This is a genomic window from Amycolatopsis sp. AA4, from assembly GCF_002796545.1.
Lineage (GTDB): Bacteria > Actinomycetota > Actinomycetes > Mycobacteriales > Pseudonocardiaceae > Amycolatopsis.
In genome coordinates, this window is sequence record NZ_CP024895.1 from 17380 (window position 1) to 41957 (window position 24578).

The following is a 24578-nucleotide window of genomic DNA, read 5'->3' on the forward strand; positions in this document are numbered from 1 at the left end:
CAGCTCGCGGAGACCGCCGGTCTGGAGACGCATTACACCCACACCAGCTGGACGAACTGGATGAAGAGGGGGACTCTCCCGGCGCAGGCTGTCCGGCCGCTGGTCGCCCAGGTCTTGGAAGAACGGCTCGGGCGACCGGTCAGCTTGGCCGAGATCGACCTTGATCACGATCCTGGCGTCGACTCCGACACCGGGCTGGAGTTCCCGCGCGAGCTCGGCACCGCTGTCCAAGTCGCAACCCGGCTCTGGAGCCAAGTCGATCGCGGCGACCTCCTGCGCGGGCCCGGGGTCGCCGTCATCAACTACAACACACCGGTTCGTCGCTGGTTGGCGCTCCCGGCTGACGACAGCGCAGCCTCCCAGTCACCTGCGGCCTTCCGAAGCGTCGGAAACGCCGACGTCGTCGAACTGCTCGAAACAGCCGAGCAGGCGCGGCGGTGGGATTCGCGCTACGGGGGCGGGAACTGGCGAACATCGCAGCTCGCCGTTTGTTTGAAGGAACGAGCCGCTCCGCTGTTGCACGGCTCCTACAGCGACGTCGTCGGGCGCCGGCTGTTCACCGCCACGGCGCAACTCGCCCGGCTCGCCGGATGGACCGCGTTCGACAATGGCGACCACGCCAGCGCCCAACGGCACTACATCCAGGCGCTGCGTCAAGCCCGCGCCGCGGGGGACGTCCAGCTCGGCGGCTACGTGCTGACCTGCATGGCCCTGCAGTGCAGTCTCGGCGGGTTCCACGACGACGCGATCGACATGGCCGACAGCGCGTTCCACCGCGTCGGCGGGCATGCCACGCCGCGCGTGAAGGGCTTCTTCAAGCTGATCGAGGCCCGAATCTGGGCGCGCAGCGGCAACGCGCGCATGGCTGACCGCGCACTCGGCATGGCCGAGCGTCTGCTCGACGCCGCACGCTCCTGCACCGGCGACGACCCGACCTGGATCGACTTCTTCGACGAGCATCGACTCGCCTCGGACGCCATCGAGATCCACCGAGATCTCGGCCGGCCGCGCGAGGCACAACGCTGGGGCGAATTAGCTGCCATGCCTGCCGACACTTTCGCCCGGGCGTACGCCATCCGCCAAAGCGTCCTCGGCAGCACCTACCTGCAGGGGCACCAGCCGGACCTCGAACACGCTCTGGACCACGGCCACCGCGCCGTGTCCACGCTCGCCGTTGTCAGCTCGGCCCGCGCCGTGGACTACCTCCACGCCCTGATCGCCCGGATGTCACGCTGGCGCACCGAACCCGGCGTGGCCGGACTAGCGCATCGGGCACGGAGCGAAATATACGCAGCCCGAGCACGGAAAGAACCCGATCATGCCGCACTTGGACCCATTTGAAATAAGCCTCCCCAATCCAGTCCTGATTGTTCTTGTCGGCTTGCAGGGGAGCGGCAAGAGCACCTTCGCGCACCGGCACTTCGCGCCGGCCGAGATCCTCTCGATGGATGAGTTTCGCGCCCGATTGTGCAACGACCCGGCCAGTCAGTCGAACAGCTCCGCAGCGCGCAAGCAGCTGCTCGAAATGCTCGGGCAGCGTCTGCGAAACAGAGTCACGACCGTGGTCGACTCCACAAACCTCCGCAGTGATCAGCGCGCGGAACTCCTCGACGTGGCAGCGACATTTGAGACGCCTACGATCCCTCTCGTGTTCACCGCCAGCGAGGAATGGTGTCGAAAACGCATCGACGAACGGGCGAGCATCATCCGCGATGACGTCCTCGCTCGGAACGCCGATCTGCTGGCACAGTCACTCCGCGAAATCGACGGCGAAGGCCATTTCGCAGTGTTTCGTCTCAGCAGCCAGCAAGCGGAGTCTGTCAGGTTCGAGCACGCCTTTCCTGACGATTCTGATCCGGACCGCTGGTTCGAGGTCGAGCAACGCCGTCCGGAAGCATGGGCATTCCGGCATCCCGCTGACGAACTCCGGCGGCACCCCGCGGTTCTCGCCGAGATGCGACCGACCTGGGACTTCATCGCACGCGTCGCCGCCGATATGGCGCTCGACGCGCGGATTGCGTCGGCGAACACGCCGGGCCGCGCGCAGGTTGGCACTGAAGTGCGCGTACGGCTGCCGCACTGCCTGCCCATCCACCTCGTCGCCCGTCAGACCGGCTGGGAGCGCAAGCCGCCACACGCCATGTGATTCGTGAGCCCCCTCGTGAGCCCTCCCGCCGCGATCCGCGCCGCGATTCCATGAGCTGGTCCCCAGGGCAGCAGGCAACGAGAGGACGGACCGTGAGGCCCCACCCAGAGAGCTCAACCCGAGTCGCGGCGAGCGACCTGGCTCGGGGCCGCTACTGCATCGGCGACGGCAGCTTCTCGTTCGCCGCGGCGCATCACCTCGCCAATCCGCCCGCGACCGAGAACAAGGCCGGGCGTCCCCACGGCCATACCTTCACCGTCGAGGTCGAGCTCACCGACACCGAACTGCGGGCACCCGGTTTCGTGGCGGACTACGCCGAACTCGCCCCCGTCGGCGAGTACCTCAAGCGCGAACTGGACCACCGCGACCTCAACGCCTTGTTCACGTTCGACACCACCACCGACGCGCTCGCCCAGCACATCACCGCGTGGTTCCTGGCCCACATGCCGCCCGAGCGCGGGAAACAGCTCCGCGCCGTCCGCGTTGGCCTCGGCGCAGCGACGGGGGCGCATCGGCACGTCGACGACGAGCCGTTCGCCTTCGAGGCGGCGCACCACCTGGAGGGCCTGCCGGAAGGACACAAGTGCGGCCGGCCGCACGGCCACTCATATCGGGTGGACCTCCGGCTGGACCAGCAGACGAGCCCTCGCCGCCGTGCCAGGCTCCGCTCACGGCTTGCCGAGTACCTCGACCGTTACCTGGACCACCGCGACCTGAACGCCGTGCTTGAGCTCCAGCCGACGTCGGAACTGCTTGCCGAGCACCTGTGTGCCTGGACCCTCAGCCAAGCCGACGCACGAGAGGCCGCCGCGGTCCAGGCTGTTCGCGTCTGGGAGTCGCCGCGCCGATGGGCCGAGTTCGCCCAGGACGAGCGGAGCGGTCAATGACGATCACGCTGGCCGACGACGAACTGCTCGTCGCGGAGAGGTTCGGTCCGACCGTGCAGGGCGAAGGTCCGTCGATCGGGCGCCGCGCGGTGTTCATCCGGCTGATGAACTGCAATCTGACCTGCAAGAACTGCGACACTCCCTACACCTGGGACCGCACACGGTTCGACTTGGACGCCGAAGGCACCGTCGCTTCGATCAGCGACCTGCTGGCCTGGGTGACGGTGCAGTCGGTCGATCTCGTGGTGATCACCGGCGGCGAGCCGCTCATGCAGCAGCGCAGCCTTACCGCCCTCGCGCAGGGGCTCGCGGACGCTGGGCTGGAGGTGGAGGTCGAGACCAACGGCACGATCGTGCCCGCGCCGGACCTGCTCGCCTGGGTCACCCGGTTCAACGTGTCGCCGAAGCTGTCGAGCTTCGGCGCGGGGATGCCGATCTCGAAGCGGATCAAAGGCCGGGTGCTCGGCCACTTCGCGGCCAGCGGGCTGGCCGTCTTCAAGTTCGTCGTCTCCAGCATCGCCGACCTCGACGAGATCACCGAGCTCGTCGCCGACCACGATCTGGCACCGGTGTACGTGATGCCCGAAGGCCGGACCGCCGAGGAGGTCACGAGGAGGCTGGCCGAGATCGCTGAACCGGCCATCGAGCGGGGCTTCCACCTGACCACGCGGCTGCACGTGCTCGTCTGGGGAGACCAGCGTGGCCGCTGACCTTGTCGCCGGCCGAGCCGACCCGCCACCCTACGAGGCCGTCCGCGGTGTGTTGATCACCGTTGAGGGAATCTGGGGCACTGGAAAAACCACGACGGCCACCGCGCTGGGCGAGCGGCTGACCGCCGCAGGGTTTTCGACACGGGTCATGCACTACGGGCCCCGTCACGGCGTCGTTGAACGCCTGTCGGACATGCTCGACACCGCGCCGCTGCGTCGCCGCGACGGTCTTGGCGGCTACGCCGCGGCGCACCATGCCACGGTCGACGTCCTGCTGCGGTTGTGTCGGGAGTCCTATAACCACCGCGTCCTTTACCGGCCGGTGCTGGCCGAGCATGACGTCGTCGTCATCGACCACGGCGTGTATTCCAAGCTCGCCTACGCCCTGGCGGTGTTGTGCGAACAACACCCCGACCTGGACCCGATGTTGCTGCTGGAGCAGGTTCGAGCGGTCGCCGCTCCGTGGTTCTTGCATCCAGACGTCGCGCTATGGCTGGACATGCCCTGGCCGCTGGCCCGCGAACGCGCCATAGCCCGAGGCCGCGGCGGCGGCAGCCCCGGCTCGGTGGAGCGGCTGTTGTTCCTGCCTCGCTACAGCCACGCCTACCGCTTGCTCGCCAATGCCCTCCCCGACCGCATCCGGCGAATCCGGGTCGGCACCCGCACCACGCCGAGCGTGCTCGCCGAGATCGACGAACTGCTCTCGCCCGTGCTGCACACTCAGACAGGAGCATCGCGATGACCGAGACCCGGATCCCCGAGGTCCTACTGTTCTCCGCCGGGCTGGACTCCTACCCCGCCTGGCACTACCTCGGCTGCCCACCGGGCCTGTACTTCGACCTCGGTCACCGCTACGCCAGCCAGGAACGCGCCGCCATCGCCGCGCTCGCCGACGCCGCCGGCATCGAGGTCGAGATCAGCGAGGAACTCCGGCTCGGGGCGTGGGAGGCTGAGGACGCGATCATTCCGCTGCGCAACGTGCACCTGGCGATGCTCGCGGCCAACCGGGCGGAAGTGGTGTGGTGCATCGGCGTCAAGGGCGACCACACCCTCGACAAGAGCCGCGAGGCGTTCGCCGACATGGGCCGGTTCATCGCCCGTTTCTCCGAACAACCGGTCCGGGTCGACAGCCCGTTCTGGAACATGACCAAGACCGAGATCATCGCCTGGTACCTGGCGCAGGGCCTGCCGGTCGATCACCTGCTGCTGACCTTCTCCTGCAGCCGCACCGACGGCAGCACCACGCACTGCGGCCGGTGCCCCAGTTGCCTGCGCCGCTGGACGTCCCTTGCCAACAACGGCGTCGAAGCCGAGTTCGAGCAGCAGCCCTGGACCTGGGATCGGGTCCGAGAGTTCTACATCCCGGCCATGCGCGATGGCCGATACCCCGACCACCGGGCTCATGAGTTCTTCACCGCGCTGGCCACCGTCGGGGCGGCCGTGGCGAGCTGACCAACCCTGCCGACCCTCGATCGAGGAGCATCTCCATGAAGGCATACATCGCCGCACCGCTGTTCTGCGACGCGGAGAAGGCATTCAACATCCAGGTCGACGCCGCGGTCCGCGCCCTCGGCCTCGCCACCTTTCTGCCCCAGCGCGACGGCGGCGAAGCCGCCCCGCTGGTCCGCCAGGGCCTGGACGAAGACACCGTCCGGCGCCGGCTCTACGACCTGGACTGCGCCGCGATCGCCGAATGCCCGATCTTCGTGTTCATCCTCGACGGCCGCGTCCCGGACGAGGGCGGCTGCGTGGAACTCGGCATGGCCCGCGCCCGCGGCGCCGACTGCTTCGGCGTGCAGACCGACTCGCGCCGCTTCGGCGGCACCGACTCCAACAACCTGATGATCGACTACTCGCTCAACGGCGGTATCGCCCACTCGATCGACGAGCTCAGCGCTCTGCTGCGCGCCCACCTCGACGCGCTTGCGCCCACCCACTGACCGAATCCCTCTGCTTGGCCTCACCACCGATCCGACAAGGAGCTCCGCCATGCCCCTGGGCATCAACCTCTGCTTCGCCGTCAAAAGGATGCCCGAACCGGAACGCTGGGCCGCCTTCGTCCGCGAAGACCTCGGCCTCGACCGGGTGCAGTTCACCTTCGACCTGCTCGACCCCTGGTGGCCCGACGAGCAGCGCGCCCGGCTGGCCCGCCGAGTTCGCGACGCCGCCGCGGCCCACAACCTGATCATCGACTCGTGCTTCGTCGGTCTGGCGCACTACGTGCCCAGCGGCCTGCTCGACCCGGACGCCGACGCCCGCGCCGCCGCCCTGACCTGGTGGCAACGCGCCATCGACCTCACCGCCGAACTCGGCGCTCCGGCCGTCGGCGGCCCGATGGGCACGATCAGCGAGGCCGACGCCGCCGACCCCGACCGCCGAGCCGACCGCCAGGACGAACTCGTCGACCACCTCGAACGACTCGCCCGCCGCGCCACCGAGGTCGGAGTGCGCGAGCTGCTGGTCGAGCCGACCCCGATCCTGCGGGAGTACCCGGCCTCCATCGACCACTGCCAGACCCTGCTGAACACATTGCGCGGGCGCGGGGTCGACAACGTGGGACTCACGCTGGACACCGGACACGCGCTGTTTAAGCGGCTGCACGGCGCCGACGCCGGGATCGAGAGCTGGATCCACAACCTCGGCCCGCGCATCCGGCAGATCCACCTGGACAACACCGACGGCCGCGGCGACCCGCACTGGGGCTGGCCGCACCCGCAGGGCACATTCGACGTCGGCGCACTCGCGACCTGCCTGACCGACAACGACCTGGCCGACATCTCGGTGATCCTGGAGGTCTACCCGCGGTTCGAGGACGACTCCGCCGAGGTGCTGAAGCTGATCACCAGCTCCGTCGAGCACTGCCGCGCCCGCTTCCCCGTTTCCACCGACACCCAGGTGGTCCGCAATGCTGCCGCTGGCTGACCTGTACCCGCGCGACCGGCTCGCGGTCGAGGTGTCGCTGTGGTCGGCCGACCTGGCCGATCTCGGCGCGGAGGTCGCCCGGCTGGCCCCCTACGCCGACGTCTTCCACATCGACGCCTCCGACACCCGGTTCGTGCCGAGTCCGCTGTTCTTCCCCGACCTCGTCGCGGCGCTGCGCTCGCACACACAGGTGCCGTTCCACGTCCACGTCATGGCCGAGCAGGCCCTGCCCTTGGTCGAGGACTTCGCCCGCGCCGGAGCGGACCTGCTGTCGGTACACGCGGAAGCCGACGACGTCGTCGCCGCCCTGCAAGCGGTCCGGGCACGGGGCGGTGCCGCCGGCCTCGCGCTGCGCCTGGACACGCCCGTCGACACGGTGGGGGCGTACCTCGACGACGTCGACTTCGTGGTTCTCATCGGCACGCCGTTGGGCACCAAGGGCACCGCGATGGACCCGGTCGCGCCGAACCGTGTCCGGCAGCTGAGGGCGCTGGCCGCCCGCACCGGCCGAGACCAGCTTCCGGTCATTGCCGACGGCGGCATCCGCGAGAACACCGTTCCCGATCTCGCCGACGCGGGCGCCGACGCTGTGGTCGTCGGGTCGTTGTTGTTGGGCAGCAAGGACCTCGCCGCCACTACCGCCTGGCTTCACCGCCGGCGGGGTGACGCGGCGGTCGACGGAGAGCGCGTCGAGGTGCGGACGTGACACAGGCGGCGGCGGATCCCTTGGAGGGTTGGGTGGTCAGCGTCGACCTGTGGGGGACGCTGATCACCTACGGCGATCGCGAGGCCGAAGCCGCCTGGCGGATTCGCGAGTTCGAGACCGTGCTCGTCGAGTTCGGCCACGACCTACCCGACGGCAAGGTCCGTGAAGCAATCCTCGCCGTGCGGGCGGAAACCCAGCGACGTCAACGCACGACCGGCGAACAACCTCCGGTGCGCGCCCAAGTCGAGCAGATGCTCACGGTCATGGGGCTGCCCCTGGACACGCGGCTGGTCGACACTCTGCTCGTCCCGCACACCCACGCGGTCCTGCGAGCCTGCCCCGACCTCATCCCCGGCGCGCACGGCGCCCTCTGGGCACTGAGGCAGGCCGGAGCTCGGCTCGTGCTGACCTCCAACACCCTGGCCACTCCGGCGTCGGTGTCCCGGCTCATCCTCGACGACCACGACCTGACCACCCTGTTCGACGACACCGTCTTCTCCTCCGACGTCGGGCTGGCCAAGCCTCGCCGGGAGATGTTCGCCGCGGTCGCCGCCGCCGCAGGCGCGGACCTCGACCGGGTCGTGCACGTCGGCAACAGCCTGACCACCGACATCCACGGCGCGCTGAACGCCGGATGTCGCGCGGTGCTGTTCAACCCGCGCGGAGAACCCTGCCCCGCCGGCGTGCGTGCCATCACCAGCCTCGACCAGATGCCGACCGCCGTCCTGGCCGCCTGCTCCTGAACCCGCCGATCCGAGGAACCCGCTTGATGATCACGCCGCTGGACATCCCCCCGGCCCGCGTCTCCCCGTGCCCGCTGCCGCCCGGCGGCCTGGACCTGCTCGTCGCGGCAGCAGCGCGCGAAGGCCGCGCTCGGCACCTGCGCGACCTGCTGACGGGCGCCGACGCCGACGGATCGGTCTACCTGGCCCACAGGGACGAGGCGCGCGCAACGCTCACTCGCGGCGTCGACCCGCAGCTCTACCTCGCCTATCGCGACATCGCCGCGCCCCGGCCCAAGACCAGCCAGCCGGCTGACGTCGCGGAAGGCACGCGTGCCTGGTTCGCCGACCTCGTTGTCTACACCGCGGCGAACCTCGGTCACGGTCCGGAACTCGGCCGGTCGCTCGGCCACTGGAACACCCCGGCCCAGGTCGAGATCTTCCAGTGCCTGTTCGGCAGGGTTCTCATGCTGCACACCAACATCGACGACGACGGCAACTCCACAATGGACTATCACGTGTGCGAGGCGGGTGATCACGTCGTCATCCCGTTCGGTGCCTGGCACCTGACCGTCGTGCTCGACGCGCCGGCGGCGGTGTTCAACATCTACACCGACGTCGCCGACCTGCTGGCCGGACACACCAGCCGGGAGGCGGCCGACAGCGACCTGAAGTACCGGGCGGCGCCTGCGCCCGAGCTGACCATCGCGCGCACGGCGTCGGAGATCGCCGCGGTCGGCTCCAGCCGCGAGCTCAGCGAACGACCTTTGCGGCGCGGCGAGTTCCCGAACTGGGCCGAGGCGCTGCTGATGCCCTCGGGGCTAGCCGCGCTCTACCGCCACGCCCCGGCCGCCGAACTGACCCGCTTGCAGGAGCACGCCGCGCATTTCGGCCGTCGCCCCGTCCCCGCGGCGGCGTCATGACCAGCTCGCGCAAGCGCCAACCTGCGCCGGCCGATGCCTCCTGTCCGATCCGGCCGCTGATCGGCTGTGCAGCACCCGCTCGCGCGACGCGCCGCTTCGTCCAGGGAGCGGCCAGCGTGACCCTGCGCGCCGACCGCAGCGAGCTGGTCAAGGACGCGGAGACCACGCTCTACTCCTACGCGCGCACCGGGACCGCAGCCAGCCGATGGACCGTCACTCTGCACACCGGCGTGTCCGTCGACCAGTCCGGCGCCGACGCCCTGTTCGCCGACGCCGAGGACCGCGACATCGGGCCGAACCTGAACGCCCGGTCGATCGACCTGCGCGGCGGCCGTGCGTTCTGGATCCGCGACCACGCCGCCCTCGTGCACCTCGACCACATGGCCGGGTCGGTCACCGTGCACGCCGGCAACCTGGACTCCGCGCGGTTCTTCGCCGTCCGACTTGTGCGGCAGGCCATGACCGCCCAACTTCTGGAGCACGACGCGGTCTATGCGCACACCGCCGCCCTCGTACGCGCCGACCACGGCCTGCTGATCGCCGGGCCGAAGGGCGCGGGCAAGACCACCACCCTCCTGAGCATCCTTCGGCTGATGGGCGGGGACTTCGTCACCAACGACCGGCTCCTGCTCCGCCGCGACGGCGACGGCACGGTCGGCTATGCCTGGCCGATGCATCTGCGCGCCACCGCCAGCACGCTGCGCGCCGTACCGGGGATGACCAGGTTCCTGCCCGCCGAACAGCAGCTAAACCGCCCTGCCGGCCCCGCGCCCAGCGGCAAGATCGCAATCGAGCCGGGCGAGCTACGGACTGTGCTGCCCGACATGCGGCTGCTCGGCGAGCTCCGCCCCACGCTGATGCTCTGGCCCTACCGCAGCGTCAGCGATCTCCCGGCCGAGCCGGTGCCGTCGGCCGAAGTCCGCGACGTCTTGGTACGCACCCAGTTCTTCATGCACGACCCGGTCACCCGCGCCACCTCGCACCGCAACCACTGGCTGCTGCCGCCCGACCGAGATCGGACCGCGCTCGCCCTCACCGCCGTCGCGGACCGGCTCGCTCGAACCGTGCCGTGTGTTCGGATCCCGGTCACCGACTCGCCCGCGGCGCTGGCAGCCCGCGTGGCCGGCCTGCTCGACCACGCCGCGGCCCGAGTGGCCGGGCCGGGTGGTCGGGGATGACCGACCGACGGGCAGGCCGCCTCGCCGAGGACGCCGTCCGGGCCTTGTGCTGGGGCACCGGCGCCGACAGCCACGAGACGATCGCCCGTGCCGTGGTCGCCGAACTGGGCGCGGTGCTTGAGCAATCAGTGCGGTCAAAGACGCTCTGCCTGCTGGCCGCGTACCTGCACGACCACCCCATTCCCGAGCTGGATCGCACGGTGAGGCGGTTCCTCGACAGCACGCTGCGCACCAACCGGTACAAGACCTACGCCTGCCGCGTGGCCGCGCTCGCCGACACCGCCGCGTTGCGCACCGCCGGCGTAGCCGCCGTAGTGCTCGGGGGGCTCAGCGTGGAGCACTCCCTCTACGCCAGCACCGGCGCCCGCCAGTTCAGTGACATCGATCTGCTCATCGCGCCCGGCGACACCGAACGCACATGCGCCGTCCTCCGCGCCCAGGGCTACCAGCCCAGCCGGGACGACGGGACCTGGACGCGGCAGACCGGCGACCCGATCGTCCCGCTCATCGTCGTCGACCTGTGCACGACCCTGCCGCACGGCGGCGCCGACGACGACGTCCGCGGCCTGCTGGCCCGCCGCATCGGGATCACCGTTCCTCCGCACGACCATCGACTGCCTGTTCTCGCGCCGTCGGACGCGGTCAACCACACGCTGGCCCGGCTCGCGGCCAGGCCGCGCTGGGCGCTCGCCGCCGACGCGATCCGCCAGGTCCGTGCGAGTCCGCCGCCCCCACCGCACCACGCCGCCGTCCTCGCCGGCTGGTCGGTGCTGCGCTCGCAGTGGCCGCTGCTGCCCGCCGACCCGTCCCACATCCCCGTAGACGAGGAGCAGCGCCGATGATCATCGCCTTGGCCGGACTGCCCGGCGTCGGCAAGACCACGCTGGCCGAGCAGCTCACCAGCCACATCCCCGGTGCGCTGTTGCTGCGCAAGGATGCCGTCCGGCACGCGCTGTTCGGCACCGAGCACACCGCCTACACCCGCGACCAGGACGACCACTGCGTCCAGGTCCTGTTCGCCACCGCGGTCTGGCAGTGGCTGCGTGCTCCCGCCACGACGGTCGTGCTCGACGGGCGGACCTGGCTAGGCCCCGGTCAGGTGGAGCACCTGCGGTCCTTTGCCGCGACGCACCGGCAACCCCTGCTGCTGCTCGAGTGCGTCTGCCCGGCCGACGTCGCTCACGTCCGGCTGGCCGTCGATCACCAGCACGGCCGACACCCAGCGGCCAATCGCACCCCGCAGCTGCACCGGGAACTCGCCGCCGCCGCCGTGCCGATTACCGGCCCGAAACTGCTGCTGGACACCGGAAATTCCGTCGCGACCAACCTCGACATCGTCCTGCGCCACCTGGACATCCTCGCTCTGTCCGACGCCGGGATCCGTCTGCCGGTCCCGACCACCGTGGAGACCTCGTGACCACCGAACTGCTAGGACTGCTGCTGATCGCGCAGGCGACCGTCGAGCGCGGAGCGGAGTTCCTCCGCACCCACCGCCCCCGCACCTGCACCGGCAAAGGCGACCGGGACATGGCCACCGACGTCGATCTCGCCATCGAACGGATCCTGCGCGACGAGCTGAGCCGCGCCACGCCGGGAATCGGTGTTCAAGGCGAAGAAGAAGGCGGCCCGACCAGCGGCACCCGCTGGGTCATCGACCCGGTCGACGGCACCGCCAACTTCACCCACGACATCCCGCTGACCGGTATCTCCCTCGCCCTGGTCGTCGACGAGGATCCTCTGCTCGGGGTTATCGCCCTGCCCCAGCTCAGCCGCACGTACTGGGCGGCGGACGGCCTCGGCGCCTGCCGGGACGGCCGCCCGCTCCGCATCGCCGGCCCGGACCGGCTGGATGAGGCGATCGTCGCGCTCGGCGACTACGGCACCGGACCCGACGCCGGCCCCCGCAACGCGACGATGCTGGCGATCCAGGCCGATCTCGCCCCCCGCGCGCAACGCATCCGGATGCTCGGATCTGCCGCGGCCGACCTCGCGCTGCTGGCCGACTCCGCCCTCGGCGCGTCGATCACCCTCGGCAACCGCACCTGGGACATGGCCGCCGGAGCCGTCATCGCCCGCGAAGCCGGCGCCCACGTGACCGATCTCGACGGCACCGACCACACCACAGCCTCGCGTTGCACCATCGCCGTAGCCCCCGCACTGATCGAGGACATTCTCGACATCGTCCAGCGTGCGAGCGCGATCAACGGCTTCACCGGCGAGGAGGTCGTGGCGTGCTGATCACGTTCGAAGGCCTGCCCGGAGCAGGCAAGAGCACACAGAGCCGGATGCTCGCGAGGTGCCTTGAATCCAATGGCCACCACGCCACCGTCCTGCCCGACCTGGCCACCCTGGACACCGACCCCGTCGCAGCCGCCCTCGTCGACCTGCTCCGCACCAGCGGAGACCCCTTCCTGCGCAGCGGCGACGCCATCACCGACACCATGATCACCGCCGCCATCCGCGCTGACCTCGTCGCCACCGTCCTCGATCCGGCGCTGGCCGAGAACCCATCCGCGATCGTGATCGAAGACCGCGGCATCCACACGATGGCCTCCTACGCGATCGCCGCCCTCCTCCGCCAGCACCGCGCACCCGCCCAGGTCGCCCTCGACTGGTTGAGCTCCATCACAGCCCTGGCCGGGCCGCGCACCACCCGAGCGCTGTGGCTGCGGATGCCCCCCGCGGTCGCTGCCCGTCGCGCCGGTGAACGCGGGGGAGACCACCGTCCCGCGTTCACCGGCGAACAACGCGCACACCTCGCCTGGGTCGACCACGCCTACGCACTGCTCGCCGAACGAGACCCCCAGCTCACCGTCCTCGATGCCGCCGACCTCGACCCGGTCGGCATTCACCTCGCCGTTCACGCCGCCCTGGGTCAGCTCAGCCGGCCGGGCGACATCGACCTGGGTTCGTGTGCGGGGCACCAAGAAACTGCCCAGCCCGTCTCCTACGCTGGCCACGCCAGGCCCCGTCCGTCTGCGCCGCGCCGAAACCGAGAGTCCGAAACGATGACCACGTTCGCCAGCCACCACGAGCACACCGCCCCCGCCGACCTGCTCAACGCCCTGCGCACCGCGCGGGCGGCCGGAGCCGACGCACTGGCCGCCTCGCTCGACGAACTCGGGCTGCACCCACTGGACGGCGGCCGCAACAACGACGTCTTCGCCTGGACGACGGCCGCCACGCCGATCTGCATCAAGCTCTACAGGAAGACCGACCGGCAACGCGTCGAACGCGAATGGCACGGCCTCGCCCACGCCGCCGGCCTGGGCATCGCGCCGAAGCCGCTCTGGCTCGACGACGACCCCGAACAACCGGCCCTGGGTATGACGCTGCTGCCGGGTTCGCCGATCCTGGACGTTCTCGACCCCGCGTCGGCGATCAAGGCACTGGCCGACACCACCCGCGCTCTGCAGAACGTTCCGCTGAAAGAGCCGCTGGCCAGCCTGGAGCGGGTCGGCTCCGTCCGCCACCACATCGCCCGGCTCACCGACGTCTGGCCAGGCCAACTCGCTGCCGCCGCCGACGATCCTTTGACTCCAGAAATGCTCACTCTGCTGCGCCGGTGGGAGAACAGCGGCGACGCCGAACTGCTCGCGCAGCCCGCCGCCCGCGTCTACTCCCGCGGCGACGCGAACCTGCTCAACTGGCTCCACGACGGCGAGTCCGAGTCCACCTACGTCGCGGACTTCGAATTCAGCGGCTGCTCCGACATCGCCGTCGACGCCGCCGACCACATCGAGCACATCAGCGCCCGCGCCATTCCCGACGACGTCTGGACCGGCGCCGAAGCCGACCTCGGCATCACACCGGACAACCGCGCCCGATTCGACGCCGCCCGGCGCACCATCGCGCTGCGGTGGCTCGCCGTGCTCTGGAAGCAGCGCGCCACACGAGCCGAGGAGTTCGCCGCCCAACACGACCGGGTCCGCGCCCTCCAGCACTGAACTGAACGGCCGGACCGGCCACGAACGTCGGACTCGCCTGCACCAGCCGTCCCCACGACTCGCGAACCCGCTCGACGGCCTGCCCGCCGACGTGATCCCGTACCCGTTCGCCGGCATCCGGGTCTACCGCGGCGGCGACGCGTTCGGGCTGCTTGGCGAGGCAGCGAGCGTGACCCGCGCGGCACGGCAGCGCGTGCTCGAATCCCTGTGCTGCGGCTGCGGTCTCTCGCAAACGCCCTGCAGCGGGAAGCAGGTCGCTCTGCGCGACTTCGCCTCGCCTGGCGACCGGGCCGCGCCCGGCGGCCCGGTCGCCCCCGCGGGGGTTTACGGGATCGGCCGTGTTTCGCACCCGGCCGTATCGGCCTCGGCCTCGCGGCGTCGCAGGGGGCTGCAGGCGGTTTTGCCGAGCGACTGCCTTTACCGCCGTATTGGCCCTGCTGGGTGCACGATATCACTGGTCGCGCGCACCAGTTAATCCTGACAACAGGAGAATGCCGGTCCCTTCGCTTCGAATAGTGCATCCGCATCGGATTATGCAAAAGGCGGGAGCGGCCGAGAGAATTGCCTTCCGTGCACACCGGCAGGCGGAGGCTCAGGTCACTCGGTCGGCGGATGTTCATCATCGGTGATCACGGCCACGCTCGGAGTCGTACGCGGGGAGGCGTACCGTTTGCCGGTTCCTGGGACCCGGTTTGAGCGCAGGGGAGGCGGGATCGACCGCGCCTCGCATCTTTCCGGAATCGTCCGGCACGTCTTCCTCGCCGATCGGCAATTCGAGGGGAGCATGAAGTGCAACGATCGCGTTCACGTATTACGCGCTTTCGCAGACGGACCCTTATTGCAGTTTTCGCAATGGCGGGATTGCTGGGCGGTGGAATCGCGCCTGTGGCGGCGGACCCGCTGACGCCGCCTCCGGATTTGTTGTCCCGAGGGAAAGTCGTGTCGTCCGAGCTGCGTTTCTACCCCGCGAGCGACAGCGGATGGACTGCCGGCCCGGAGGAGCCCGGTCGTCGCGGGCGTCCGGGTCTGGAGCAGCTGCGCCGGGAGGACCGCGCCAGCACGGCGACCTATCGCTCCGAATACCGCGGCGCTCCGCATGCCCCGGCCGCGGCGGGATGGTCGCCGCGCAGGGGGCCCGGAGGGGTGGATCAAGAACCACTACGGGTTCTGCCGCATCATGAAGGGCGAGAAAGGCGACCGGATCTGCTTCCCCGGGCAGTGCTTCGACGTGAAGTCGACCTTCCGGGTCACGATCATCGGCCAAGGCTCCGAACGAGAGCGGAAGGCGAGGTTCGTCACCTACGTCGACGACGTCGTGTCGAACACGCCGGCCCTCGCCGAGGCGACGTTGCTGCGGCTCGATCTGCGGTGCACGGCGCTGCTGAACCCGGACGACTGCACCACGGATCCGCGCTACCCGACCGCCGAAGAGCGGTCTTTGGGGGAGTGGCAGCGGACGCACACGTACTACACCGAATTCAGCTCCCCCGCACCGCCGTGGACGCCGCAGAACGCCAACAGGCTCGGCTATCTCGACTTCTGGTCGCACGCCACGGCCAGGGTCCCGGTCCTGCCCGACTCGAAGCCGCAGAGCGCGGACAGCCCCGCGCAGCGGGTCCGCTTCGACACGGTCAACTACCTGAACCTCAACGGCAACAACGCCGCGATCTTCAGCCGGGTCAAAGCGGTCATCCACTTCCCGGTCAGCCGTCCCGAGTTCGCCGCGATGCGCGAATCGGCGGCGCACTACCGGTACGCGCAGCAGTTCCCGCAGAACACGATTCCGCGCAACCCGGCCAAGACGATCCCGGGAGCGTTCGGCTACCAGCCGTTGACGCGGTGGTACTACAACAACAGCAACCAGAACCGGGCGGCGGCGGTGAAGGCCTGCGTCGACGAGTGGGGCCCGAACTACACCGAGGGCGGGAAGTACCAGTGCGACGAGTACCCGTTCAACACCACGCAAGAGGGCGCGGCGCGCGGGGACGGGCGGTTCTCGGTGCAGCGCATCTCCGGCCCTGACAACGAGGCCGCCGGCACGTGGCTGGGCGCGTGGTACTCCTACGACCGCATCCTGGACAGCGACGAGTTCTACGTCGACGCGACACCGTGATCCGGGAGATCCGGGAAGGGGTGCAGGCTCGCCGGGGCCTGCACCCCGCCGATCACCGCTGCTGCAGCCAGAACTGCAGCACCCAGTGCTCGACCACCTCGCCGGTGTAGGGCAGGTCGCCTGTTCGCCGGGCGTCCTGCCGGCCCCGGCACAGCACCCGGATCCCGTACACCCCGGGACCGTCCAGAGGGAATGTCCGCTCCGAGACCCCGGACGCCACGAAAGCCAGTCGGACCACCCCCGAGGTCAACGGGATCCGGTTCTCCCATGCGGTGTCCCAGCTGTCGGCGGCCGCCGGCGGGACACTGTCCCAGAACTCCAGCCGCACGCCCGCGCGATGGGCGGTGCCGCCGCTGCGGAAGACGGCACCGTTCTTGCCCGTGAGGAAGGTGTCCGGCGACCCGAGCGCCAACCAGCCTCGTTCGCCCGGTTGCACCCGTTCGTCGTCGATGAGGCCGAACTTGCCCCACTCCACGTCCGCAAGGTCGTCCAACGACGACACCAGGCTGGCCACAGCACCCTTCCGGGACTCTCGAGGATTGTCAGGCCCTGCTCGTCACGACACGATACCGGGTGCACTGCGGACATGGTCCCGGCGGAACGGGGCCTTCCCCGGCGCCCGGCCGGGTTCGCTTCGGCCTCGGCAGCACTCCCCTGCGCGGCGCGGACCCGAGTCCGGACGGTCCGCGGTCGACGGACCGCCGCAGCACGCTGCGTCCGCGGCCGTCGTTTCTGTTCTCCTGGCGGCTGAACAGTCCCGGCGGCGCCGGCCCTGTAGATGAGTCCGGCCGTGGCCGGTCCTTTGTGCTCGCTCGGGTCTGGCGACGACGCGACGATGACGCAACTTCGCGCGGACGTATAGGTCGTTATACACCGTGAGGGCGGTCTCGACACCGGTCGCTCGGCACGGCGGAGCGGGGTCCAGGCTTCGCGATCGTCGCCGACGCCGCGCGGATGGCAGCCCGGACTGGCCGTCCGGCTGGCCCGACGGGTGGCCAGCGAGCATGCCCGCGGGACTGCCGATCAGGTTGTGCCACAACAGGAAGCTGCCGGAGAGTCGGGCGCGGCGACGCTGCCCGCTCTCCGCAGCGCGGGCCGGGCGGCGCCCGGAACCGCTGTGCGACACCGGGGCTGCGCTCCGTTGCTCGGTCCCGGGTGCGCGCGGGCACCGCGGATCGGGCATGATCGCCACGCCTGGACAGCCCAGGCTGGGTGGGTCCCGGCGAGCCCGTCCGGGACAACGTGGGCCAGGAAACCCAACTGCCTGGCCCACGCCCGGTCACAGAACCGCGCGCACGTCCGCGAGCCGCTGTTCGACGTTCGTCCCCGCGAGATCGCCGACGAGTCGTTGCCTGCCTTGGTCGGCCGTCGAGCCGACGCTGTCGAGCGCCTCCTGGTCGTCCGGGACCAGCGCGACGATCTGCCACTCGCCGCGCGACCAGACATTCCGCAGCCAGCCGCTGTTGGTCTCCCGCGCGATCCGCGCCAGCGCGGTCGTCCGCCGGGTGCAGTCTTCGCGGGCGGCGGCGCCGACAACGGGGGAGAGGTCGTCGGTCATCGCGAGAGTGTCAGGTCTTCTGTCACGCGTCGGCCCCGGACGGCGGTCGCGGCGACAGGCCGGCATCGTCGAGGACGTAGCGCACCAGCGTGCGCGCCGCTTCGCGGCCGTTGCTCTCCAACAGCTTCTTCACCAGGTCGCGGGCGCGTTCCCCGGCCCGGCCTCCCTGGTCCTCCTCGACCAGAAGGGACACGAGCGCCCGGCTGGCGAGGATGTAGCTCTTCTCCCGTTCGGGCAGCTGGTCGTAGGGTTCGACCGGTTCGTCGGGCCCCTCGGACAGCCAGTTCGTCAGCACCGCTCGGACCTCGTCCGGCAACGGCTCGATCGGCCTCATGCGCCCGCAGCCTAGCCCCGGCGCCCGGTCCGTGCCCCTCCGACGCTCCGCTCCGCCGGGCGGAGCAGGAGCGCTACGCGCGCCGCCATGTCGGACCGTGTCCGCCGGCGGGCGGCCCGGCCTCCAGGACCCCGAGCTCCACGAGCATGTTCAGGCAGTGCATCAACGCGAACGCGTCCTCCGGCCCGATGCCGGTCGCGGCCCCGATCTCCTGCATCGCGTAGGTGCGGCCGGGCTCGGCGTGCTCGCGGAAGAACTGCAGCACCGGGCCGGTCAGCTGCGACTTCCGGGCCATGTCCTCCTCGGTGACCGGCAGCATCGCGGCCAGCTCCGCGATCCCGCCCTCGACGACTTCCACCGTGTTCGCCTTCGGTTCGGCGCAGGCGTCGTCGGCACGCTCGCCGAGCAGGACCTTGCCGAAGTACAGCCGGTCCGGGCGGGCGAACAGACTGTCGACGAACTGCTCGAGGCCGCCGCTGACCGGCTCGCGCGCGCAGACGACGAGGGCGAAGCCGTGATGTTCGGCGGCGCGCACCCACTCGCCGGACCCAGGATGGGACAGGACCCCGTCCCGGCCGTAGAGCAGCCGCGCGCCGGTGCCCTCGAGCAGGATCCGCGCCCTGCCGCGGGCCACTACCGGCGGAGGGGCGCTCTTCACCGGTATGAGCCCGAGCGCGGCCGCGACGACCGGCATCCCCTTGGCGTCGGACGCCAGCCGAGGGCAGACGATCAGCTCGGCAAGATCGCTGCCGTCGTCGGGGTGGGCGCCGATCCAAGCGATCACGTCGAGGTCGGCCACGGCGTCGGGCGAGGACGGGCACATCAGGTCTCCAAGGGTGCGGGCGCGGAAACTCGCCGTCGCAGACGGGCACCGATCGAGGCCCGCGACGACGGTCGAACACCCCCGCGCCCGGCAGGGAAACACTGATCGACGGACGAGTCTAGCGGACGAGCCCGGGAGCCCCCTTTTGTCGTCCTGCCCGGCCCTGGCGAACCCTGCTGCGCGGGATCACCGCCGGGTTCGCCCGGCGGCTGTGCCGCTAGACTCGGTGCCGGGCATGCGCGGGCCTTTCTCCGAGCCGACTGATCCCCACGTGGTCGCGGCGCCGAGGACGAGCTGGCTTCCCTTCCCCGGGGAGGACTCACAGCGCCAGAGGAAACCCGCGAACTGCCGTGCCGTCTGGCGAACTCAGCGGGGTGACGTGGGCTCCCGCACGAGGAGGACCGGATGGGCAAGCGCAGCGCGCGCCGCCGCAAGGCGCGGATCGAGGCATACAAGGCCGAGCACGGAATCAGCAAACATACGGAGGCGGCCCGGGCCGTCGACCGGGAACGCGAGCGGGCCGCTGACCTGGACCGCGTTCTCGGCGGCATACGGCGCGGCGGCGAAGGGAAAACCTCCGCCCAGGCATCGATCCCGCTGCCGCACAAGGCCGAGCTCACCACCGCCATGCTGTGGAGTTCACGGAACGGCGGCAGCCGGGACAAGACCGACCCGGCGATGAATCTTGCGATCGCCCGCTGGTTCGCGAGCCAGGCCGAGTTCAAGCCCGTCGTCGTCGACGCCGACACCACCGGTTCGACGACCGCGTCCCTGGTGCTCGCCTGGCTGGTGCGCAAGGCGGGCAGCGACGATCCCTCCCGCATCGCCGAGTGGCTCGCCCGGCACGGCCGCGTGCTGACCGCCCCCCAGCGCGCGGTGCTGGACGGGCTTCTGGGCGAGCCCGGCCTGCGTGGCGATCTGAACCGGCCCGGCCGAGAGCTCGACGACGACCACGCCCTGAACCTCGGGCTGCTGGACCACGTGCTCGCAGGGCCGGGACGGACAACCCTGGCAGTGTGGCCGGGCGCCGACGGCGCGACCAGCCACCTCGCGGTCATGTTGCTGCAACAGTGGGAAGGCGAGCACGGACCGCTCACTGTGGACAGCGCGGACGCGGGAACATCGTTGCGGCAGCGGGGAAACGCCACGTATCGCAGGACGGCGGCGATCCTGGTCAGCTGGGTGGTCGAGGTCGCGGGCAGCGAGGACCCGCAGCGGATCGCCGCGCGCCTGGCGGAGTTCGGCCTCGTGCTCACCGCCGCACAGCAGGCGACCCTCGCGGACCTGGTCGCCGATCCCTGCTTGCGGGTGCCTCGCGACGCGCGACGGACGGTGCTCGGCCCGGAGACGTACTTGCGGCTCCTCGGGGCTGTGCTGGCCGCACCACCGCAGGAACACGAGACGGTAGTCAACCGCGACCGCCCGTGACCCTCCAGGGGAGTTGGCCTGCGACGTCCCGGCTCGTTCGCTGACCGCGACTGCCCGGCCCGCACAAAAACCGCACGGTGGAATGGCACGGATTCACGGCATCGGACCTCGGCATGCTGGTCGCCGGGCAGGGCCTCGTCTTCTAGTTCGAGGCGCGCCAGGCTGCCGCGACGGCCTGCGGGGACGCGCGGCCAGGGAGGCAAGGGGAGCACCGGGCAGCGCGGACGGGGCGAGGCCCGGAGCCGGGGCGGCTGCGGGCTCGTCCGGTCGGTGCCAGCCGGTGCAGGCAGTGGGACCGCCATTCACCCAGTTGCCGCAGGCTCGTTCCAGCACGCCGCTGTCGTCCCGCATCGAGGAGTAGTTCGACGGCGCAGGGGCGGGCCTGGGTCAGTCCCGGCCACGTTCTCCGCACCGCCGACGTGGTACGCGGTCACCAGTGCGAAGCCGCCGGCAAGCGCTCGTCGCCCGGCGCACCAGGTGCCCGGGTCAGTGCACGATCGGCCAGTGGTTCCGCAGCTCCCGATCGGCGGCGACGGCAGTGACATGCGGGATGTCACCCCCATGTCCGCGGTGTCACTATCGCGCTCGGCCTGCAGCTCGTAGATTTATGCGTACAGCGAGCCACCGCACACCGCATCGGCGGTTGCGTTTCACTCACGATTCTGTCCGTCGGCTCGCCGCGTGCGCAATTGCCGGAGCATTTCGAGGAAAAGGAGTTCCTGTGGGCCAAACCCAGAATTGCTGGTGCAGCGTGTGGCGTCGCCGGGCCCGCGGGGCGGCGGCGAAAGCAACGGCGCGCATCGTCGCGTTGGCCGTGCTGGTGCACGAAATCGCAGGACTTGTCCATCAATTCGTTCTCTGACGTCGCGTCAGGCAACATTCGCCCGGGTTCGATCTGCGTTTGCCGAATCCGCAGCCGGTGATTGGAGATTTGACGCATCAGCCCGGCGATCGCGCCGCCCCGGGGGCATGGCCGGATCCGGCCCGTTTCGGCGTCGTTGCCGGACGCAGAGGAAGAAGCAGGTGCGTGTGCCGTCGACCGTTGGTCATTGCTCATGCGTCGCAGGATTCGCCCGGACGGACTCGTATCTGGCCTCCGGCTGGCTGCTCCTGCTGGTTGCCGGTTCCGGTGCAGAGTAGAGGGAGCCCGTCCGGTTCGCCGGCGCGGGCGCGGGGACCGGGGTGCGACGAGGGGGACCGTTGGGCGTGGCCGATCGTTTGGAGTTTCGGCTGCTGGGGCCGGTGGAGGTGTGGCGCGGGCCTGAGCAGCTGGCGATTTCCAGTCGGCATCAGCTGTCGGTGCTGGCTGCGCTGGCGCTGAGTCCGGGGCGTGCGGTGTCGGTCAGCGCTCTCGTCGACCTGGTCTGGGACGAGGAGCCGCCTCCCACGGCGCGCCGCCAGGTGATCAAGCTGGTGTCCCGGCTGCGTGGCGCGCTCGGCGGGGCGATTGCCACGAAGTCGGGCGATTACCTTCTCGCCGTCGAGCCGGAGCAGGTCGACGTCGGCGTTTTCGACGTCTCGGTGGCTGGAGCCCGACAGTTGTCGGGCACCGATCCGGCGGGTGCGGCCAGAGAGGTGCGGGCGGCGCTCCGGTTGTGGCGAGGCCCGGCGCTGAGCGGAGTCACTCCGTGCCTTGCGGCGCAGGCGAGGCGGCTGGAGGAAGGCCGCGTTGCCGCGCTCGAAGAGGCGGTCGGCTGGGAGCTGGCCGCCGGTGGGCACGCGGGTCTGGTGGCGGAGTTGACCGCATTGGTCGCCGAGCATCCGCTGCGGGAACGGATGGTGGGGCAGCTCATGTCGGCCCTGCACCGGTCGGGGCGCACCGCCGAAGCGCTGGAGGTCTACCGGCGCACCCGCGACCGGCTGGCCGATGATCTCGCGCTGTCACCCGGGCCGGAACTGCAGCAACTGCACGTGGCGATCCTGCGCAACGACGCCGCCCGCGCCGCACCGATCTCGCCTCCGGCGTCAGCCCCGGCAGCCGCCCGCCCGGTCGCGGCCCCGGTGCCGCGGCAGCTGCCGGGCGCAGTGCCGGGTTTCACCGGCCGGACGGCCCAGCTCAAGGAACTCACCGGGTTGCTGGACAGGCAGGAAAGTCTCGCAGTCGCGGTGATCAGCGGCACTGCGGGCGTGGGGAAGACGGCGCTTGCCGTGCACTGGTCGCACCAGATCGCGGACCGGTTTCCCGACGGTCAGCTCTACATCAACCTGCGAGGCTTCGATCCCAGCGGCGAGCCGGTCGCGCCCGCCGACGCGATCGGAAGTTTCCTCGGCGCGCTCGGGGTGCCCGCCGAGCGGATCCCTGCCGGTCTCGCCGACCGGTCGGCGCTCTACCGGTCCCAGCTGGCCGGTCGCCGGATGCTCGTGGTGCTGGACAATGCCCGCGACGCCGGTCAGGTCCGGCCGCTGCTTCCGGGCTCGGCCCGGTGCCTGACCGTCGTCACCAGTCGTGACCGGCTCGGCGGCCTGATCGTCAGCGAGCGTGCGTGTGCCGTGTCCGTGGATTTGATGACCGCTGCCGAAGCCCGCGGCCTGCTGGCCGGCAGGCTGGGCCCGGAGTGCCTGGCCGCCGAACCGCGAGCGGTCGGCGAGCTGATCGAGTTGTCCGCGCGTCTCCCGCTGGCTTTGAGCATCGTCGCGGCACGGGCGGTCCTCGCCGCGACCTTGTCGCTGACCGAACTGGTCGCCCAGTTGCGCGAGTCCCGCGATCGCTTGCGGAGCATGGACGTCGGCGATGCCTGCGTCGACCTGAGCGCCGTGTTCTCCTGGTCGTACCGGACGCTGAGCGCCGCTGCGGCACGGATGTTCCGGCTGCTGAGCCTGCATCCCGGCCCGGAGGTCTCGGTACCGGCGGCCGCCAGCCTCGCCGGAAACGGACTCGATCAGGCTCGGTCGGCCTTGTCCGAGTTGGGCAGAGCACAGCTGCTCGCAGAAACCGGCACCGGCCGGTTCGCCTGCCACGACCTGCTGCGCGCGTACTCGGCGCAAACGGCGCGCGAAGACGAGACCGAGCAGGCGCGCCACGCTGCTCTGCACCGGATGTTCGATCACTACCTCCACACCGCGCACACCGCCGCGCTGCTGCTCAACCCGTTCGCCGACCGGCTGTCCCCGGCCGCGCCCCGACACGGCGCCGAGGTCGCCGAACTCGCGAACGACGCGCGGGCATGGCAGTGGTTCGCCGCTGAACGACCGGTGTTTCCCGGCGTCGTCGACTGCGCCGTCGACGCCGGTTTCGACGCGCACGCCTGGCAGTTCGCCTGCAGCGTGGCCGATTTCTGCATCCGCGCCGGACATTGGACCCAGACGGTCGCCGTCCAGCTCGTCGCGATCGCCGCAGCCGAACGCGCGGGCGACCCGGAAGGGCAGGCCCGGTCTCTGCGCGAACTCGGCCGGGCCTACGTCCGACTCGCCCGCTATCGGGACGCGAAGGCCGCCGCGGTCCGCGCGCTCGCCCTGGACGAGTCGCTCGGCGACCCCCTCGGCCAGGCACGCAGCCACACCACCCTCGGCATCGTGGCGTACTTGCAGGGCGACTACCAGGAGGCGATCGAGCGCGACAGGGTCGCCTACGAGCTGTTCGGAGCGGCCGGACACCGGGCAGGCCAGGCCGACGCGCTGAACGGGATCGGCTGGATGCTGGCCAAGCTCGGTCGCCACGCCGAAGCGCTGCGCTACTGCACCAGATCGCTCGAACTCCAGCAGACAGCCGGAAACACGCACGGCGAGGCGGACACCTGGGACAGCCTCGGCTGCATCCATCACCGCCTCGGCGAGCACCAGATAGCCGTCGCCTGCTACCGCTCCGCACTGGACCTGTATCAGAAAGCGGGCGCTCGTCATCCGCAGGCCAACACCCTCATCCGCCTCGGCGACACCCGCCAGGCCGCGGGCGACACCCAGGCCGCGCGCCGTTCCTGGCGGCGAGCACTGCTGATCCTCGACGATCTGCACCACCCCGACGCCGACGACCTCCGCGCGCGGCTGGACGAGCATCTGCCCGCCTCCTGAGCCCCAGCAGCCCGCCGGGAACGGTCGGGTACCGGTGTGCCGAAGGACGACCAGAACCACATGCCGCGAAGGACACGACGGCATGCTGACCGCGTTTCTTTGCGGCCGGCCGGGCTTGGTCGAGGGGCTCGTGCCGCGCGGCGGCGGGCGAGCATCACCGCGAGCTTGCTCGA

23 protein-coding genes are annotated in these 24578 nt (G+C 70.5%); 19 read left to right on the forward strand and 4 right to left on the reverse strand.

Annotation, left to right across the window (positions count from 1 at the left end):
* Positions 1 to 144: 144 nt before the first annotated feature.
* From CU254_RS40980 to CU254_RS41060, 17 genes are all read left to right on the forward strand, one after another.
* Positions 145 to 1341 carry a sporulation protein gene (locus tag CU254_RS40980; RefSeq protein WP_234392917.1) on the forward strand — a complete coding sequence of 399 codons (1197 nt, stop codon included), beginning with the start codon at positions 145 to 147 and terminating at the stop codon, positions 1339 to 1341.
* Positions 1319 to 2146 carry an AAA family ATPase gene (locus CU254_RS40985; protein WP_009086300.1) on the forward strand — a complete coding sequence of 276 codons (828 nt, stop codon included), beginning with the start codon at positions 1319 to 1321 and terminating at the stop codon, positions 2144 to 2146. Before CU254_RS40980 ends, CU254_RS40985 begins: the two co-directional genes overlap by 23 nt.
* Positions 2147 to 2238: 92 nt before the next feature.
* On the forward strand, positions 2239 to 3033 hold the full coding sequence (locus tag CU254_RS44520; RefSeq protein ID WP_050788560.1) for a 6-carboxytetrahydropterin synthase: 795 nt from the start codon (positions 2239 to 2241) through the stop codon (positions 3031 to 3033).
* Positions 3030 to 3743 (forward strand): 7-carboxy-7-deazaguanine synthase QueE, encoded by a 714-nt coding sequence (locus tag CU254_RS40995; protein WP_009086295.1) that lies wholly within the window; start codon positions 3030 to 3032, stop codon positions 3741 to 3743. Before CU254_RS44520 ends, CU254_RS40995 begins: the two co-directional genes overlap by 4 nt.
* On the forward strand, positions 3733 to 4485 hold the full coding sequence (locus CU254_RS41000) for a hypothetical protein (protein WP_009086293.1): 753 nt from the start codon (positions 3733 to 3735) through the stop codon (positions 4483 to 4485). Before CU254_RS40995 ends, CU254_RS41000 begins: the two co-directional genes overlap by 11 nt.
* A complete protein-coding gene (locus CU254_RS41005) occupies positions 4482 to 5195 on the forward strand; it encodes a 7-cyano-7-deazaguanine synthase (protein ID WP_009086291.1) in 714 nt (237 codons plus the stop codon). Before CU254_RS41000 ends, CU254_RS41005 begins: the two co-directional genes overlap by 4 nt.
* A 35-nt stretch (positions 5196 to 5230) precedes the next feature.
* On the forward strand, positions 5231 to 5683 hold the full coding sequence (locus tag CU254_RS41010) for a nucleoside 2-deoxyribosyltransferase (RefSeq protein ID WP_009086289.1): 453 nt from the start codon (positions 5231 to 5233) through the stop codon (positions 5681 to 5683).
* A gap of 49 nt (positions 5684 to 5732) precedes the next feature.
* A complete protein-coding gene (locus tag CU254_RS41015) occupies positions 5733 to 6665 on the forward strand; it encodes a sugar phosphate isomerase/epimerase (protein WP_009086288.1) in 933 nt (310 codons plus the stop codon).
* Positions 6649 to 7371 (forward strand): ribulose-phosphate 3-epimerase, encoded by a 723-nt coding sequence (locus tag CU254_RS41020; RefSeq protein ID WP_009086286.1) that lies wholly within the window; start codon positions 6649 to 6651, stop codon positions 7369 to 7371. The genes CU254_RS41015 and CU254_RS41020 overlap by 17 nt, the downstream gene beginning before the upstream one ends.
* Positions 7368 to 8114, forward strand: a complete 747-nt coding sequence (locus CU254_RS41025) for an HAD family hydrolase (RefSeq protein WP_009086284.1) — start codon at positions 7368 to 7370, stop codon at positions 8112 to 8114. Before CU254_RS41020 ends, CU254_RS41025 begins: the two co-directional genes overlap by 4 nt.
* Positions 8115 to 8140: 26 nt before the next feature.
* Positions 8141 to 9016, forward strand: coding sequence for a hypothetical protein (locus CU254_RS41030; RefSeq protein WP_050788559.1), 876 nt, complete (start codon positions 8141 to 8143; stop codon positions 9014 to 9016).
* A 116-nt stretch (positions 9017 to 9132) separates the two neighbouring features.
* Positions 9133 to 10194, forward strand: coding sequence for a hypothetical protein (locus CU254_RS41035; protein ID WP_199786466.1), 1062 nt, complete (start codon positions 9133 to 9135; stop codon positions 10192 to 10194).
* A complete protein-coding gene (locus tag CU254_RS41040; RefSeq protein WP_009086278.1) occupies positions 10191 to 11036 on the forward strand; it encodes a nucleotidyltransferase family protein in 846 nt (281 codons plus the stop codon). The genes CU254_RS41035 and CU254_RS41040 overlap by 4 nt, the downstream gene beginning before the upstream one ends.
* Positions 11033 to 11611, forward strand: coding sequence for an AAA family ATPase (locus CU254_RS41045; RefSeq protein ID WP_009086276.1), 579 nt, complete (start codon positions 11033 to 11035; stop codon positions 11609 to 11611). The genes CU254_RS41040 and CU254_RS41045 overlap by 4 nt, the downstream gene beginning before the upstream one ends.
* A complete protein-coding gene (locus tag CU254_RS41050; RefSeq protein ID WP_009086274.1) occupies positions 11608 to 12432 on the forward strand; it encodes an inositol monophosphatase family protein in 825 nt (274 codons plus the stop codon). The genes CU254_RS41045 and CU254_RS41050 overlap by 4 nt, the downstream gene beginning before the upstream one ends.
* Positions 12426 to 14141 carry a phosphotransferase gene (locus tag CU254_RS41055; RefSeq protein WP_009086272.1) on the forward strand — a complete coding sequence of 572 codons (1716 nt, stop codon included), beginning with the start codon at positions 12426 to 12428 and terminating at the stop codon, positions 14139 to 14141. Before CU254_RS41050 ends, CU254_RS41055 begins: the two co-directional genes overlap by 7 nt.
* 1177 nt (positions 14142 to 15318) lie before the next feature.
* Complete coding sequence (locus tag CU254_RS41060; protein ID WP_050788558.1) at positions 15319 to 16254, forward strand: hypothetical protein; 936 nt, start codon at positions 15319 to 15321, stop codon at positions 16252 to 16254.
* Between the two features lie 52 nt (positions 16255 to 16306).
* On the opposite strand, the gene CU254_RS41065 is transcribed toward CU254_RS41060, so the two are convergent.
* The 4 genes from CU254_RS41065 to CU254_RS41080 form a co-directional block, all read right to left on the reverse strand.
* Complete coding sequence (locus tag CU254_RS41065) at positions 16307 to 16768, reverse strand: hypothetical protein (RefSeq protein ID WP_009086267.1); 462 nt, start codon at positions 16766 to 16768, stop codon at positions 16307 to 16309.
* A gap of 765 nt (positions 16769 to 17533) precedes the next feature.
* Positions 17534 to 17812, reverse strand: coding sequence for a hypothetical protein (locus tag CU254_RS41070; protein WP_037719235.1), 279 nt, complete (start codon positions 17810 to 17812; stop codon positions 17534 to 17536).
* A gap of 22 nt (positions 17813 to 17834) precedes the next feature.
* Entirely contained in the window at positions 17835 to 18146 is a 312-nt protein-coding gene (locus CU254_RS41075; RefSeq protein ID WP_009086264.1) for a hypothetical protein, read from the reverse strand.
* A gap of 73 nt (positions 18147 to 18219) precedes the next feature.
* A complete protein-coding gene (locus CU254_RS41080) occupies positions 18220 to 18969 on the reverse strand; it encodes a hypothetical protein (RefSeq protein ID WP_037719233.1) in 750 nt (249 codons plus the stop codon).
* 405 nt (positions 18970 to 19374) lie between these two features.
* Between CU254_RS41080 and CU254_RS41085 the strand changes: the two genes are divergently transcribed.
* Together CU254_RS41085 and CU254_RS41090 are read left to right on the forward strand one after the other, a co-directional pair.
* Positions 19375 to 20397 carry a hypothetical protein gene (locus tag CU254_RS41085; RefSeq protein ID WP_009086260.1) on the forward strand — a complete coding sequence of 341 codons (1023 nt, stop codon included), beginning with the start codon at positions 19375 to 19377 and terminating at the stop codon, positions 20395 to 20397.
* Between the two features lie 1206 nt (positions 20398 to 21603).
* Positions 21604 to 24405, forward strand: coding sequence for a BTAD domain-containing putative transcriptional regulator (locus tag CU254_RS41090; protein ID WP_199786465.1), 2802 nt, complete (start codon positions 21604 to 21606; stop codon positions 24403 to 24405).
* Positions 24406 to 24578 lie beyond the last annotated feature (173 nt).